This is a genomic window from Fulvivirga sp., assembly GCF_040220315.1.
Classification (GTDB): Bacteria; Bacteroidota; Bacteroidia; order Cytophagales; family Cyclobacteriaceae; genus Fulvivirga.
The window spans coordinates 1-15,583 of the sequence record NZ_JAVJUY010000381.1 but is presented as its reverse complement, the minus strand read 5'-3'; the positions used below and the strand labels follow the sequence as shown (position 1 = coordinate 15,583).

At 38.9% G+C, this 15,583-nt stretch carries 14 protein-coding genes; 5 read left to right on the top strand and 9 right to left on the bottom strand.

The window, feature by feature from the left end; translation table 11 throughout:
- Window positions 1–253: 253 nt before the first annotated feature.
- Window positions 254–634 (top strand): YciI family protein, encoded by a 381-nt coding sequence (locus tag RLO81_RS19695; RefSeq protein WP_350115942.1) that lies wholly within the window; start codon window positions 254–256, stop codon window positions 632–634.
- A gap of 1 nt (window position 635) precedes the next feature.
- Window positions 636–1,040 carry a DUF1761 domain-containing protein gene (locus RLO81_RS19690; RefSeq protein WP_350115939.1) on the top strand — a complete coding sequence of 135 codons (405 nt, stop codon included), beginning with the start codon at window positions 636–638 and terminating at the stop codon, window positions 1,038–1,040.
- On the opposite strand, the gene RLO81_RS19685 is transcribed toward RLO81_RS19690, so the two are convergent.
- From RLO81_RS19685 to RLO81_RS19655, 7 genes are all read right to left on the bottom strand, one after another.
- Window positions 1,041–1,673: a DUF3592 domain-containing protein gene (locus RLO81_RS19685; RefSeq protein WP_350115936.1), complete on the bottom strand. Its 633-nt coding sequence runs from the start codon at window positions 1,671–1,673 to the stop codon at window positions 1,041–1,043.
- Between the two features lie 141 nt (window positions 1,674–1,814).
- On the bottom strand, window positions 1,815–2,000 hold the full coding sequence (locus tag RLO81_RS19680) for a YgaP family membrane protein (protein ID WP_350115933.1): 186 nt from the start codon (window positions 1,998–2,000) through the stop codon (window positions 1,815–1,817).
- A 2-nt stretch (window positions 2,001–2,002) separates the two neighbouring features.
- Window positions 2,003–2,308: a hypothetical protein gene (locus tag RLO81_RS19675; RefSeq protein ID WP_350115930.1), complete on the bottom strand. Its 306-nt coding sequence runs from the start codon at window positions 2,306–2,308 to the stop codon at window positions 2,003–2,005.
- Between the two features lie 4 nt (window positions 2,309–2,312).
- On the bottom strand, window positions 2,313–5,528 hold the full coding sequence (locus RLO81_RS19670; protein ID WP_350115927.1) for an efflux RND transporter permease subunit: 3,216 nt from the start codon (window positions 5,526–5,528) through the stop codon (window positions 2,313–2,315).
- A gap of 11 nt (window positions 5,529–5,539) precedes the next feature.
- The gene (locus RLO81_RS19665) at window positions 5,540–6,619 is read right to left on the bottom strand and encodes an efflux RND transporter periplasmic adaptor subunit (RefSeq protein WP_350115924.1); all 1,080 of its coding nucleotides are present in this window, start codon (window positions 6,617–6,619) and stop codon (window positions 5,540–5,542) included.
- 18 nt (window positions 6,620–6,637) lie between these two features.
- A complete protein-coding gene (locus tag RLO81_RS19660) occupies window positions 6,638–7,915 on the bottom strand; it encodes a TolC family protein (RefSeq protein ID WP_350115921.1) in 1,278 nt (425 codons plus the stop codon).
- Window positions 7,916–8,128: 213 nt separating this feature from the next.
- Window positions 8,129–8,488 carry a DUF983 domain-containing protein gene (locus RLO81_RS19655; protein ID WP_350115918.1) on the bottom strand — a complete coding sequence of 120 codons (360 nt, stop codon included), beginning with the start codon at window positions 8,486–8,488 and terminating at the stop codon, window positions 8,129–8,131.
- A 125-nt stretch (window positions 8,489–8,613) separates the two neighbouring features.
- Between RLO81_RS19655 and RLO81_RS19650 the strand changes: the two genes are divergently transcribed.
- Window positions 8,614–8,823 carry a hypothetical protein gene (locus RLO81_RS19650; RefSeq protein ID WP_350115915.1) on the top strand — a complete coding sequence of 70 codons (210 nt, stop codon included), beginning with the start codon at window positions 8,614–8,616 and terminating at the stop codon, window positions 8,821–8,823.
- 205 nt (window positions 8,824–9,028) lie between these two features.
- On the top strand, window positions 9,029–11,221 hold the full coding sequence (gene katG / locus RLO81_RS19645; RefSeq protein ID WP_350115912.1) for a catalase/peroxidase HPI: 2,193 nt from the start codon (window positions 9,029–9,031) through the stop codon (window positions 11,219–11,221).
- A 133-nt stretch (window positions 11,222–11,354) separates the two neighbouring features.
- Here katG and RLO81_RS19640 read toward each other — a convergent pair whose 3' ends face one another.
- Complete coding sequence (locus RLO81_RS19640) at window positions 11,355–12,236, bottom strand: mechanosensitive ion channel family protein (RefSeq protein ID WP_350115909.1); 882 nt, start codon at window positions 12,234–12,236, stop codon at window positions 11,355–11,357.
- Between the two features lie 365 nt (window positions 12,237–12,601).
- On the opposite strand from RLO81_RS19640, the gene RLO81_RS19635 reads away from it, so the two are divergent.
- Complete coding sequence (locus RLO81_RS19635; RefSeq protein WP_350115906.1) at window positions 12,602–13,924, top strand: YihY/virulence factor BrkB family protein; 1,323 nt, start codon at window positions 12,602–12,604, stop codon at window positions 13,922–13,924.
- Between the two features lie 119 nt (window positions 13,925–14,043).
- On the opposite strand, the gene RLO81_RS19630 is transcribed toward RLO81_RS19635, so the two are convergent.
- Window positions 14,044–15,583: ABC transporter permease (locus RLO81_RS19630; RefSeq protein WP_350115903.1), on the bottom strand; the 1,540-nt coding region annotated here is incomplete at its 5' end.

Genomic DNA, 15,583 nt, shown 5'->3' with positions numbered 1-15,583 from the left:
TAGGCCATTGCCGATTTCAAATGGCAGGCATAACTCCTGACTTATTGCAACGGTGATGCTTCCGGCAATTAGTGATAATACTATGAAGGAAATTTTTAGTTGAATATTGATCTTAATTAATACATTATAAATTAATAGAATATTCATCTGAAATGATAGTATTTAAATCAATAAATCAGCAATTCAAATCAAAATTATTGCTTATCACAGTGATTTAATCTGGCTCAAGTCAACAACTTCTTTTATTGGTTGAATGAGATTAGCATTCTATTCTTTTATTGTAATTACCATGGTAATTGTTCTACCTAAAGTTCAGGCTCAATCTGAAATAGCACGGTATTATCATGTGGAATTACAACCCAATGCTGATATGCCAGCTTATGAAAAAACACAGTTAGACAGTATCCAAATGGCACATATGGCCAACATTAAGCTCATGGCTGAGCGTGGAAAACTGATGGTGGCCGGCCCGTTTAAAGAGGGAGGAGGTTTATTCATTTTAAATGTTAAAAGCAAGGAAGAGGCTGAACAACTATGTGAAAAAGATCCGGCTGTGAAGGCCGGAAAATTCAGCTACCTGATAAAGGAATGGTATACTGAAAAAGGATTATTCACTCTAGAAAATAAAAACTGATATGCAAAACGTAGATATAAACTATTTGGCCGTAGTGGCTGCCGCACTATCCATGTTCATCATTGGTGGTTTGTGGTACTCACCCATGTTATTTGGCAATGCGTGGGCGAAAGAAAACGGATTTACAACGGAATTTATTCAGGGGGGTAATAAAGCAAAAATTTTTGGCGGATCACTAGTCCTTTCACTCATCATGGCATTTAACCTTGCAGGTTTTATTAGTGGTTATGAAGAATGGACCTGGGGACTGATAGGTGGATTTTTGTCCGGTTTTGGTTGGGTGGCTATGAGTATTGGTGTGTTATACCTCTTTGAAAGAAGGTCTGCTAAGCTATTCTTTATTAATGCGGGTTACTTTGTTATTTCCTTTTTAGTAATGGGGCTGATTCTAGGTTTGTGGAAGTAGCTAAAACAACCTCAACACCATATAACCTGCGCCACTAAATGTAACTCCAAAAAAGCCAATGATAACAATCGAAAACCAACGATCCCAGAATGTGTTTACTAGTGCCTTGCCTGGGAATTCGGGATCGATGAGAATCTCCGCTTCTTCACCTATTTCATAGTCTGGAGAAGAAGATCCTACATCGCTAGTATGCGTGTAGGTTTCGCCACTGTAGGCATATTCGAAAATACTACTGTACATTAATGACCTATTTCCATCATCATCTGTGCTATAATACGTGTCATGGCCAATGACTTTCCCCATCACGGGCACAGCCTTTTCAGCGAACTTATAATTGGAATAAAAAATATACACCGCTACACCCAGCATTATCAAACCAAAGAAAAGAAAGATGCCGCCTACCCATTTGCTTACCTTGCTATCCTTCATGGCACGAGCGCTGGATTTAGCCATAAACTCACGCATTTTTATATCGGGAGATTCTTCTACGGTTTTATCTAACTCCTCAGTAAGTTTTAATGCTTCTTCGGCTGATAAGCCCAATGTATTTTGCAGGTAACGAACCGCAGAAAGTTCATCACCAGCTCTAAGTAAGCCTTCTAAATGATTCTTTTGATCAGGAGAGAGATTCATAACAGTATTATGTTGATTGGTTTTTCAATATAATACTGTTTCACTTTATTTTCTAGTGAATTTTATTGATTAACGTTCAAGCTTATCCTTAAAAATACCCATTGGGTTTATTATTAAACCCAATGGGATAGTAAGATAGAATCAATCTTTCACTCCAAGCTTAGCCAGTATGTCATTCATCAAACACCATTTGGTAAATGATGATTGTAATAAATTAGCACCAACAAAGGCGGTAAACCAAAGCCAGTTTTGGTTAACATAAATGGCGAGCAGCAAGCTGATTAAGATAAATGAACCTGCTACCGCATGTACAATCCTGTTTCTCATAATTATATACTTTTTTTAATTTCCAATACAGCGGCATGCACATAGGAAGCGGTTTCCTGTAAACTGTTTAATGCTGCAACTTTCTTTAAAATACCTTCAGTATACTTTTGCTCTACAAAAGCATAGAATAATACTGATCTGTGTTCTCCATTAGTAGAGCCAAACCAGTTCTCATCATTTGGTTGATTGGATAGGTCTTTGTATCCGGCAACATCCATTTGGGAGAATGACATTACACCAGAATCTTTTAGAATCTGCTTTATTTCTTTATTAAATGCCTCAACGGCTGTTATTATTACTAATTCCATTTGCTTATGATTTTGTGGTTGCTTTACCTTCCCATTTTTTTCTTTCTGTCATATAATAGATCAGCGGAACAACTATGAGTGTTAGCATGGTTGATACAATTGCTCCGGCCACTAACGAAATGGCCAATCCCTGAAAAATCGGATCAAATAGTATGATGGATGCACCTATCACTACTGCACCCGTTGTAAGTAAAATGGGAGTAGTTCGTACGGCACCTGCTTCAATAATGGCTGTTTTTAAATCAACCCCATCGTTTAATCGGATTTCGATAAAGTCGATTAGCAGAACAGAGTTTCTAACCATTACACCGGCTAGGGCTATCATTCCAATAAATGAGGTGGCCGTGAAAAATGCACCAAGCAGCCAATGCCCTAAAACAATTCCGATGAGTGAAAGAGGAATCGCCAACATCATTACAATAGGTGTTTTAAAATTCTGGAACCAGCCCACGATCAGCATGTAAATGATGATGATTACTACTAAAAAGGCTCCTCCTAAGTCTCGAAAAACTTCCAAGGTAATCTGCCACTCACCATCCCATTTAACAGTAAAATCTGATTCATCTTCCGGCTGGCCCATATATAACTCACTTACCGAGTATCCGGCAGGCAGGTTCATGGCTTTCAGCTTTTCAGTCATTCCTAAAATGGCATAAGCAGGACTTTCCAGGGCTCCGGCCATATCGGCTAAAACATAGACCACTCGTTTTTGATCTTTCCTGTAGATTGTAGGCTGTAACGTATCTTTTCTCACCTCAACGATATCATTCACCGGCACCATATGTCCATCCATACCCTTCACTTTAAGGCTCTGAACCATATCGATACTGGCTTGGTCGCCATCCTCAAGATTCATCACAATTTCTACTGGATTGTCGGCATATTCATCATACAAAGTGCTTATTGGATGCCCGCCAATCAGGTAAGTTAAATTTCCTACAACCTGCTGTGGCACGATGCCATGCATCATGGCTTTTTCTTTGTTGATATCCAGTGTATACTCAGTTTGATCTGCCTCAACATACCAGTCTACATCCACCACATCCTGAGTATTCTTCAAAATTTCCTTTACCTGATTAGCTACTTTTATTTGCTCATCATAATCAGGGCCGTAGATTTCTGCTACCAGGGTTGAAAGCACTGGAGGGCCAGGTGGAACTTCCACTATTTTAACATTGGCATGATACCGTTTAGCAATTTCCTGCACTGCCGGTCGTACTCGAGTGGCTATCTGATGGCTATCTTCCGACCTATCTTCTTTAGGAAGCAGGTTTACCTGTATATCTGCCATATTACTTCCGCCTCGTAAATCGTAGTGCCTTACTAACCCATTAAATGTAATGGGTGCTGAGGTTCCGGCATAGGTTTGGTAATCAACCACTTCAGGCACATTGGCCAAATATTGACCAATTTCAGAAGCAACAGCTGCTGTGCGTTCCAGCGTTGTTCCTTCAGGCATATCTATTACTACCTGAAATTCATTTTTATTGTCAAACGGCAACATTTTCACAGCAACCGTTTTGGTAAAAAAGGTAGCTACTGATCCCAGTAAAAGAATTACTGTAATTCCCAGCATAACCCACCGTTTGGTAGCACTTTCTAAAAAGGGCTTTTCAAGCTTATTGTATACCCGATAAATCCAACCATGACCGTGATGCCCTTCGGGTGTGCCTTCATTGCCATGTTTTTCTTTTTCCCTTAATAAGTAATAGCCTAAATAGGGGGTAACGGTTAACGCTACAAATAGTGATAGCATCATGGCAATGGATGCACCTATTGGCATTGGGCTCATGTAGGGGCCCATCATACCCGAAACAAAGGCCATGGGTAATATGGCTGCAATTACAGTAAATGTTGCTAAAATGGTAGGGTTACCTACTTCGTTAATGGCATAAATGGCAGCCTGCGCAAAGGGTAACCTTTTCGATTTGAAATGGCGGTGCATATTCTCCGCGATGATGATACTATCGTCTACCACAATACCTACCACAAACACCAGGGCAAAAAGCGTGATTCGGTTGAGTGTATAGCCAAGCATGTAGTAGCTGAAGAGAGTAAGTGCGAATGTTAATGGCACAGATAGAAATACGACCAATCCACCACGCCAGCCCATGGCCAGCATTACTAATACCGTAACTGCTACAATGGCCACGCCTAAATGGAGCAATAATTCACTCACTTTGTGCGATGCGGTCTCACCATAATTTCTGGTTATCTCTATTTCCACATCATCGGGAATCAGTGTAGTTCTTAAGCTTTCGATGCGCTCCAGTATTTTGTCAGATACCTTCATGGCATCCGCACCGGTTACTTTCGCCACTGAGATTGTTACAGCAGGATACGTTGATGGGCTGGCAGCATATTCTGCATTAGCTTTTCCATAACCAAAACCAACATAATCTTTCGGTTTAGAGGGCCCATCCAGCACTTGCGCTACCTGATGCAAATAAACTGGCATGCCTTTGTTAACGCCAATAACAATGCCGCGAACATCTTTGGCACTGCTTAAAAAATGACCTGTTTTAAGCAAATATTCGGTGTCGTTTGCAACAAACTTTCCCGACTGCGAACTGCTGTTGTTGGCCCTAACCATTTGCATCAAGCTTAGGGCATCTACTCCATTCTCAGCTAATTTATCTTTGTCAACTATAATTCTAAGTTCACGAGGCCTGCCACCAATTTCTCTGGTGATTGAAACGTCTTTTACTTTTTCAATTTCAGTAGTAACCTCTTCGGCAAGTAGGCGTAGTTGATGGTCATCATACGTTTTGCTCCATAGGGTGAGTCCCAGCATGGGCACATCGTCAATAGAGCGTGTTTTTACCATTGGCTCATAAACGGTTTCCGGAAACATATTTTTATGTTTCTCGAGTTCATCGTACAGTTTTACATAGGATCTTTCTGTGTCTTCACCTACAAAAAATTGCACTACGATTACAGCCATACCATTCATGGCCATGCTGTGCACATGTTCTACTCCTTTAATATTGGAAATTATTTTTTCCAAAGGTTGGACAACACGGCTCTCTACTTCTTGTGGAGTAGCACCCGGATAGCCCACCATCACATCTGCCATCGGCACAATAATTTGGGGCTCCTCTTCCCTAGGGATTAAAAATGAACTGTACACCCCGATAATCATCAAAGCAACCATTAAAAGAATAGTGAGCTTTGAGTGAATAAAGAAGTGAGCGATTTTACCTGAAATTCCTTCTTTCATCGTTCTATCTTTTAAAGGTTAGCTAGAATGGTAGCTCCGTTGTAAAGCTTCCCTTCAGCGGTTAAAATGTATGTTTCCCCTTCGCTTATCCCTGAAAGCACTTCTACTTTATCACCTCTATCTTCACCAATTCTTACATAACGGAGGATGGCTTTATTATCTGCACTAAGCGTATAGATACCGGTGAGCTGGCCATTCCTAAAAATGGCTTCTTTGGCCAGCAATGGAGAGCTATTATTATTTTTTATTCCTTTTGTATTGATGCTGGCATTTACAAACATGCCTGGCAGAAGCTTATCCTTAGTCTCCAGGTTTATTTTTACAATAAACTGGCCTCCTGTATTTTTAGCAGAGGGACTAACCTCCCTTACTACTCCGCTAATCTCCTTGCCGGCAGATTTTATGAGCACCGTAGCTACATCACCTACTTTTATGTCAGAAATTTGTGATTCAGAAACGAGTACAGCAGCTTCATAATTAGCAGTGCCTTCAACAGTAACAAGCGGCATGCCCGGATGGGCAATGTCCCCAACTTTCACAAATGTGTTGGCTACCACGCCATTAAAAGGTGCCGAGATATTGGTGTAAGCAAACTGGGCGTTCACTTCGTTTTCCATTTGCTTGGCTGCTGTTAGTCCAGCTTTGGCCATCTCATAACGCGTTTTTATGTTTTCCAACTCCTTTTCAGAAGCACTACCTTTCTCAAATAATGTCTTAAAGCGGTTAAAATCATTTTCTGCATTTTGGAACGCGCTCTCAGCTTGTGCTATTGACGCTTCTACCTGTGCTTTTTTAGCCGTCAGGTCTGCAGTCGATAAAGTGAGTAAAAGTGTTCCTTTTGAAACTTTATCACCGGGCTTAACTTTTACGCTGGTAATGTTTCCCATCATTCGTGTGCTTAAGTTAGCACTGTTGGTCGCTTCTATTTTTCCACTAACTGAGATGGACTGATCAGAAGATATCACTTCAGCTTTGGCAACTTTTGCTTTAATTGGGGCTATTTCTGTAGTTGCCTCTGTGTTATCAGAACCACATTGTGTAAATAGTAATAAGGCAGTGCCTGTTAGTATGATCGATTTTATAATATTCATATTTATATGTTGTTTCAATTATTCTCTTGTTAAAAAATGAAGGTATTCTTTCGCGAAATTGTACTCGAAAACAGCCTGTTTTAATTGTAATTCTTTCATGTACAACTGGCTCTCTGCATTGAGCAGGTCTGCTGTTTTTTCTAACCCTTGTTCGAACCTGTCTTTGCGTATTTTATATGACTCTGAAGATTGACTGAGAGCCAATTCAGATAATTCCACTTTGTTTTTTGCGTCTGCCAGCATACGATTAGCCTTGCTTAGTTCTGACTTTTGCTGTACGTTATATTCTTGTTGTTCTAACTGGGCTTTCTCCATCTGAAGTTTTGCTTTTGTGCTCTGGGCGATATTGGCATAGCCATTAAAAAGAGTCCATGACAGCTGTGCGCCAATCACATAGCCGGAAGCGCCAAACCCGAGCATTTCATTATCATACAGCTGGAAAGACCCGAAAGCATTTACACTAGGTAAAAATTTCATGCGCTGTGATTTCGCCATTTGCTCGTAGCCCTCTACTGCCTTGTTCATGGCCAATAAATCTTTTCTGTTGGAGGATAATTGGCCGGTAAAATCTGCTTCACTGAAAGTTTTGGCTGCAGGGTTTTCGGGTTTTAAGACGTAGTTATCTGGCTCATCGCCCATAAAGGCGAGTAGCATGTTCGAAGTGTTCAGTACATTGGATTCTGCATATTGCAATTGATTTTTCACTTCATTGGCTCGCACTTGTGCATCCAATACATCGGCCTTTTGAACCATGCCTTCCTCGAAATAGTCAGATACAAGTTTAACAGCGTTGTCGGCAGTAAGCCCAGCACGCTGCAGTACTTCTACAGCATCGTAGGCCAGCTGCAATTGCATATAGAGTTTAGTGGCTTCAAACTCAAGGTATTCTTGAGTACGCTGTGCTTTTAGTAAATATGCATCTTGTTGAATTTTAGCAGCAGCTCTACGATAAACACCATCTAGGTTGAGCAGGGGCTGCAAAATCTTAATTTCTGTAGCATAGTTCTGAATATTATCAGGATCATTAAGAAGAACAGGATTAAAATCTTGCTGTGTTAAAATCTCCTGATTGAGCTTTGAGCCAAAAGCCATTAAAGGGTTATTAGTGGTAATGGCTGTATAAGAGGCAGAGATCTGCGGCAAATACAAACTTCGTGATTGTTGATAATCTGCCTGTGCCATTGAGGCCTGCTTGTTGGCAATTTGCTTTTGGTAGTTCCCTTGAACCACCTTTTCAATGAACTCTACTTGAGAGATGCTCAAGGTATCCTGGGCAATCAATAAATTAGAGCTCAATAAAAGTATCATTAATAACGTATGTCTCATAAATGCTTTGTGCTGGTATAAAGATTAATCATACAGCAAAGCTAGGGCTGGAAGAAGTGTGCGAATGATACTTTTGTTACACAGGATTATGTAGTGTAACAATTGTTACAAAAGCTCAAGTGGAACACAAACTAAATTGAGAAGATTATTGCCTTGAAAATTAACTAGTTGTTAATCAATCAGTTATAGATAGCTATTATCACGTTTTACGAAGAAGTGAATCCACACTGACCTGCTCAGTCGAAAAGTAAGAGGAACGAGCAAGATAATGGCACCAATGATGGAGAGTATATAAGTTGTGACACTTGCCTGTGGGTAGAGCACTTTATAGGCAACAATAACAGCAGTGAATATGGCTACTTGAAGTGCATAACTCACATACATGGCACCGGTGTAAAAAGACGGTTCCAATTCAAATTTTTGATTGCAATGTGCACATTGAGTATGCATTTCAGCAAAATGCTTTAAGTTGTATGTGCTTGATTTAAATAAATCACCTTGACCACACCTGGGACACTTTTGGGTTAGGATTGTTTTGAGCATTCCTTAAGTATATAAAATTTTTGGTTGGCGGTAAAGTAAATCATACACTTGTTTTCTGTTGGTAACATGTGTTACAAAGGGATTCATTCACTTTAGCTATTTTTATATTGTTAACTGGAGCAAATATGAATAAATCACTTGTATTGCCAATAGTATTATGCTTAACACTAGGTCTGGCGCCCTTTCTACCGGAGCCACATCTTTGGGGTAAACTCAAATGGTTATTGGGAGGAGCGCAAGGCATGGGAGCTATGGATTATTTTGATTTGGTACTACATGGGGCGCCCTGGATTTATCTAATTGTTCTTGTTTTTAGGCGCAATAAGCCGGATTAATAATGGCAAGGGGATACATAAAAAATTGTGCATGCTGAATCCATCAATTCACTTTCGTTCCTCGCCCTTATTTTGTAAATTATAGGATTATTTGGAGGCGTAAATCCATAAGTTATGCTTATACATGAATAACAATCATAAATAAATATTATAGCATATTTACACTCCTTACATTTATATTATTCACTAACTAAAAAAGAAAGATATGTCACATACAAATGGCTCTAATGGCGAAAGCAAGTGTCCTTTTCATAGCGGAAATATTAAGCACATAGCTGGTACAGGAACCAAAAATAAAGACTGGTGGCCCAATCAGTTGAATATGAGTATTCTGCGACAGCATTCTTCAAAATCAAACCCAATGGGAGAAGATTTTAATTATGCTGAGGAATTTAAAAAACTTGATTTAAAAGCAGTAAAAAAAGACCTGTATGATTTGATGACAGACTCACAAGATTGGTGGCCGGCAGATTTTGGTCACTATGGCCCGTTTTTTATTCGTATGGCCTGGCACAGTGCAGGAACCTACAGAATAGGTGATGGCCGTGGTGGTGGCGGTACAGGATCTATGCGTTTTGCACCACTTAATAGCTGGCCGGATAACGTCAATCTCGATAAAGCCAGAAGATTACTTTGGCCGATTAAGCAGAAGTATGGCAAGAAAATATCATGGGCTGACTTAATAATTCTAACAGGTAATTGCGCCCTCGAATCTATGGGCTTTGAAACGTTTGGATTTGCCGGGGGAAGAGAAGATATCTGGGAGCCGGAAGAAGATATTTATTGGGGCGCGGAAGGTGAGTGGTTAGCAGATAAGCGCTACAGTGGAGATCGTGAATTAGAAGATCCGTTGGCCGCAGTGCAAATGGGTTTGATTTATGTAAATCCTGAAGGCCCTAATGGTAATCCCGATCCTGTGTTGGCAGCCAAAGACATAAGAGAAACTTTTGGCCGAATGGCAATGAATGATGAAGAGACTGTGGCACTTATTGCTGGCGGACATACATTTGGTAAAGCGCATGGTGCAGCAGATCCAGGAGCATATCAGGGACCAGAACCTGAAGCCGCAGAAATGGAATTACAGGGCTTAGGTTGGACAAACAAGTTTGGTGCAGGCCATGGCGATGACACTATTGGCGGTGGCCCTGAAGTGACCTGGACACAAACACCGACACAATGGAGTAATAATTTCTTTGAGAACTTGTTTGGTTATGAATGGGAGCTAACAAAAAGCCCAGCAGGTGCTCAGCAATGGGTGGCCAAAGGTGGTCCTGAAATTATACCTTATGCCCAGGACACAACCAAAAAGCAAAAGCCAACCATGCTCACTACCGATTTATCGTTACGGTATGATCCTGAGTATGAGAAGATTTCAAGACGGTTTTATGAAAACCCAGACCAGTTTGCTGATGCCTTTGCACGGGCATGGTTTAAATTAACGCACAGAGATATGGGGCCAATCTCTCGTTACTTAGGTCCTGAAGTCCCTAAAGAAGAATTGATTTGGCAAGATCCTTTACCAGCACCTTCTAAAACAGTTATTAGCGATGGTGATGTTAAAGCATTGAAGAGTAAAATATCAGAATCAGGTCTTTCAGTTTCAGAGCTAGTCTCTACGGCCTGGGCTTCTGCTTCTACTTTCAGAGGTTCGGATATGCGCGGTGGAGCAAATGGTGCTCGCATAAGATTAGCCCCTCAAAAGGATTGGGAGGTAAATAATCCATCACAACTTTCTAAGGTTTTAAGTAAACTGGAATCTATAAAAAAAGATTTTGGTAAAGAGGTGTCTCTGGCTGATATGATTGTACTGGCAGGTTGCGCTGGAGTAGAGAAGGCAGCGAAAGATGCCGGTCATGATATTACCGTACCTTTTACACCCGGCAGAGTGGATGCGTCTCAAGAACAAACAGATGTGGAGCAGTTTGCATATCTAGAACCTATTGCAGACGGGTTCAGAAATTACGGTAAAAAGAAATATTCGATATCTACTGAGGAATTGCTACTAGATCGGGCACAACTTCTAACGCTTACAGCTCCTGAGCTAACAGTATTGGTAGGCGGTATGCGCGTGATGGGTGCTAATTACAATGGCTCTGAGCATGGAGTATTTACTGATAAGCCAGGCAAATTAACAAATGACTTTTTTGTCAATCTGTTAGATATGAGCACGGAATGGAAAGCGGCATCGAGTGATGAGGAAACGTTTGAAGGAAGGGATAGAAAGTCTGGCCAGGTAAAATGGACTGGAACAAGAGCAGATTTAGTTTTTGGTTCTAACTCAGAGTTGAGAGCCATTGCTGAAGTGTACGGATCATCAGATGCGAAAGAGAAGTTTGTGAAAGACTTTGTTGCAGCTTGGAATAAGGTAATGAACCTTGATCGGTTTGATATGAAATAGATAAAAATTAAAATTTGGATGTTTAAAAGGAGGCTGTCTCAAAAAGGTCAGCCTCTTTTTCAATTTTCATTACCGTATCCTAAAATTACGTTATAGTCTTGTCTGTGTGTGGAAATACATTCTAATCGGTATTCTAATCGGACGAGTTTTTTACGATCAGCGGTATTGCTTTTTGATCTTCATAAATTTTTACCTCTGTTATATTAGCAGGCAAGTTAATTTTATTGTCTGAAAGCGATTTTAATACCTCGTACATTACTTTCGTTTTTAGAACCGCAAGTGGTTCGGTGAAATTATAAGAATTAACCCAATAATATACTCTGATATTCACTGTACTGGCTTCAAAAGCTTCAAGCTCCAGAAATGGCGATAAGTCGCCAGTATGTTTTATTTCTTCTATCTCGTTTAGAGTTTGTGTAATTAAATCTGTCACAGTCAGAATATTTTCCTCATAGGCGATCCCCACAACAAAATCGAAACGCTGTAATCCGTCCCTTGTATAGTTTATTAATGGTTGTTTAATAAGTGTAGCATTTGGAATGTAGATGTCTTTACCATCAAATGTTCTAATATGAGTATTTCTAAAACTTAATGATATTGCGGTACCTTGTAATTTTTGAATTTCAATTACATCTCCAATTTTAAATGGCCTGCTAAATGCGAGAAAAAATCCAGCTAAGAAGTTTTCACCAATATCTTTAAAAGCAAACCCCAGAATTAGTGCAGAAACACCTGCACCTGCAAGTAAACCTCCTGCGGCATTACCTAAACCTATTTGATTTAGAAAAATAATAACACCAATAATTACCAGTGACAGCATCACTATTCTGCCAATAAAATTTCTGATGAGTGGATCATTACTATTACTAAGCAATCTTTTTCTGATAATACGTCTCAAAAGCATGCCTATGGCAGAAAATATAATCAGCCATATTGAGGCAAGTATTAAATCAGGTAAAAGGTCGATTAAAGAATCCCAATAACCCAAGGCAGATATTTTTAAGCGTTCAAGCATTACGATAGTTGTGATTACGGTTTAATAAATATGGTTTAACAACAGAATCATTTAATCATGATTTTTATATAATAAAGTCGTATTTTATAGAATCTATGTCTAACATAATAAATAATATAAAATGAATATCACAATTATTATTCTCTATGTCTTTCTTCCATTAATTGTTATCGTAGGCGTCATGTATCTAATTCGCAGAAAGAGGGAAAAAAATATTGATAAGAGTACAAACAAATTCTCTGATATTAAAGCTGAGGAATCAAAGAATAAAGAATGAACAAGTTTCAATGAAAGTGGATATTTATAGAAATGCTTGAATACAAATTAAATTGACAATCGTAAAATTTACATTGTAATTTAGCTGCATGAACAACGGTGCCATTCAAAAGTTGATTAACTTTTTTAAAAAAGATATCTGGGAGATCGATTTTAAATCCATTTCTTCCTATCAGCGTTTTTTATATAAAACACTAAAAGTAGTCATACTGGCCGCTAAAGGTGTTCAGGAAGATAAAATTGCGCTACGCGCATCGGCACTTACGTATTTTTCATTACTTTCTTTTGTCCCGCTTCTGGCAATAGCATTTGCCCTGGCAAAAGGCTTTAACCTTGATAAAGTGCTTGAAGACCAATTATTGGAAAATTTTGAAGGCCAGGAAGAAGTATTTCAGCAAAGCTTAAATTTCGCACACAACCTTCTAGACTCCACGAGTGGTGGTTTAGTAGCCGGATTTGGTGTAGTCTTTCTTTTTTATTCTGTGATGAAGTTGCTCAGTAATATAGAAGAGTCTTTCAATGATATTTGGTACGTACACAAGGCGAGGGATTTAACCAGAAAATTAACAGATTACGTTACAGTTATGATCTTTGGGTTTATTCTGATAATAGTTGCTAATGGTATTACTACGTATTTGGCTACTCAAATCACTGAACTTACAGAAAAAATTCAACTCCTGGGCACCTTTAAGGGGCTTATTTTACCAACCTTAAGGATATTGCCCTTCGCCCTTATCTGGCTGTTGTTTACATTATTGTACATGATCATGCCCAATACCAAAGTGAGTTTTAAGGCTGCCGTGATTGCTGGAGTAGTGGCAGGAACCATTTTTCAGTTTTTTGAAATACTACTGTTTAAAGCAGGAATTGGGGTATCTAGATACAATGCCATTTACGGAAGTTTTGCTGCCTTGCCACTTTTCCTTTTTTGGTTGCAGTCAAGTTGGATTATTGTGCTGTTTGGTTCAGAAATAGCCTATTCCATTCAGAATATCGATAACTACGAAAGTAATATTAAGGCAGAAGGTTTTAGTCTACGATTTAAGAAAAAAGTAGCCATTGCCGCATGTATTGTTATTATCAATCATTTTAAGTCTGGTAAAGCTGCCTTAAACCTGCAAGAAGTGAATGAGCATGTGAAAGTGCCTGTTCAGCTACTATATGAGGTGCTAGGTAAGCTCATTGATTGTGGTGTACTTTCCATAACTACTAAAAAAGATTTAGAAGCGTATCAGCCAGCGGTAGATACAGATCTCATCACAGTTCAATACATATTATCGAAGTATGAATCTCATGGTAAGGTAGAAATTGGAGAAACACGAAAATCTGTAAAAGAGGCAGAATCTTTATTGAAGGAGCTTGATGAAATGATAGGAAAATCAAAAGTGAATAAGTTGATTAAGACTATCTAACATAAGCTTCAAAAAATATAAGCAACTCTATAAGTTTTAGTTAACCAGAAGAGTAGCATTTCCGTAACAGGTTTCATTAAAGGAGCCTGCAGATATATGAAGAGAATCACTTCGTTATTTCACTCATCCCTAATTACCACTGCAGGGTTTTGCTTCATAGTTTGTAAAAGATGGTAAATAAGAATTCCCAATGTGGTTAGAATTACTGCGGCCATAGGAAGCGTATAAACTTCAGAACTGATGTCCACTTTTTCTATAAATTTATTCATCCAAATATCTAAAAATAGGTAGGCCAAGGGCAATGCAATTAATGTGGCTATGGCTATTTGCCACATATAAACTTTAGAGAATGAAGTTAGCAGGTGTTTAAAATTAGCTCCCAGTACCCTTCTAATACTTACTTCTTTTCTTTTGCTAATTACTAGAAATGCAGTCAACCCAAATATGCCGAGTATGGTTATGCTTAATGTTAGCAGTGAAAAGAACGTAAACATCTTTCCAAATTTAAGGTCGGATTGATATTTCTGGTTGTAGTAATCATCCTGGAAGAAATAATCAAATGAATCGTTAGGGTACACTGCGTTATGTATTTGCCCAATTTCATTAATCTGCTTTTCCATATTTGCAGTATTGTTAAGCTTAATTGCTATTTGATTTGTTTCTAACCATCGTGCTTGTCTGCGGTTCATGATAAAAACAACAGCCTGAGGTTGACTATTAGCTTCTTGCTCATAATTTTTTGCAACTCCTATGATTTTAAAGGGTTCTATTTCACCCCAGTTATGAATCCAGTCTACGGGTTGGTCAATAGCTTCTTTTGCATTAGAATAGCCTAGTAATTTTATAGCCTCTTCTGTAAAAATCACCCCTTCTTGAACATCAGATTGATTGTCTTCAGTGAATAGCCGACCTTCAACTAATTCCATATCATACAGTTCGAAAAAATCATAATCTACCCATACAAACTTCATTATTTGTGCCTCTTCACGTAACTGACTTTTTTGTTTAAACAGCTCAATTTGATTTAAATAGCTTCCTGGTATTTCATTAGATGTAGTTACTTCAGAAACATAACTTTTAGCTAATAATTGATTTTTAAGATTATCATAATTACTCCAAAAGGTTTCTACCGTTCGTATGTTGGGCATGTTTGTAATTAGTACCTGGTCTATATTTAACCCCAGCTCGCGCTGCCTCATAAAGTCCACTTGCTTATAAATCCCAGAAGTAAGAATCATAAGAATAAGAGCCATTGTAAACTGAAAAACAATCAGGCTCTTTCTGAGTAGCAAACCATTTTTAGTGTTGGAATATTTACCTTTTAAAACACGCTGAGGCTTAATATTTGATAAGACAAATGCCGGGTAAAGACCTGAGCCTAGAGTGCCAATAAACAAGACCCCAAGTGTAAAAATTACCACTCGGAAATTCAATAATCCTGTAAAGTCTAGATGAAAATCTGTGATGGAAGAAAGCGTAGGGTTGGCTAAGTATATCAGCCCAAAAGAGGCAATGATAGCAAAGAGGTTATAGAAAAAAGCTTCTGATAGATATTGAGCTATTAATGAAATTTTATTGGCTCCAATTGTTTTTCGGACTCCCACTTCTTTTGCCCTTAAGCTAGTTATGGCTGTGGATAAATTGATGTAATTGATCCAG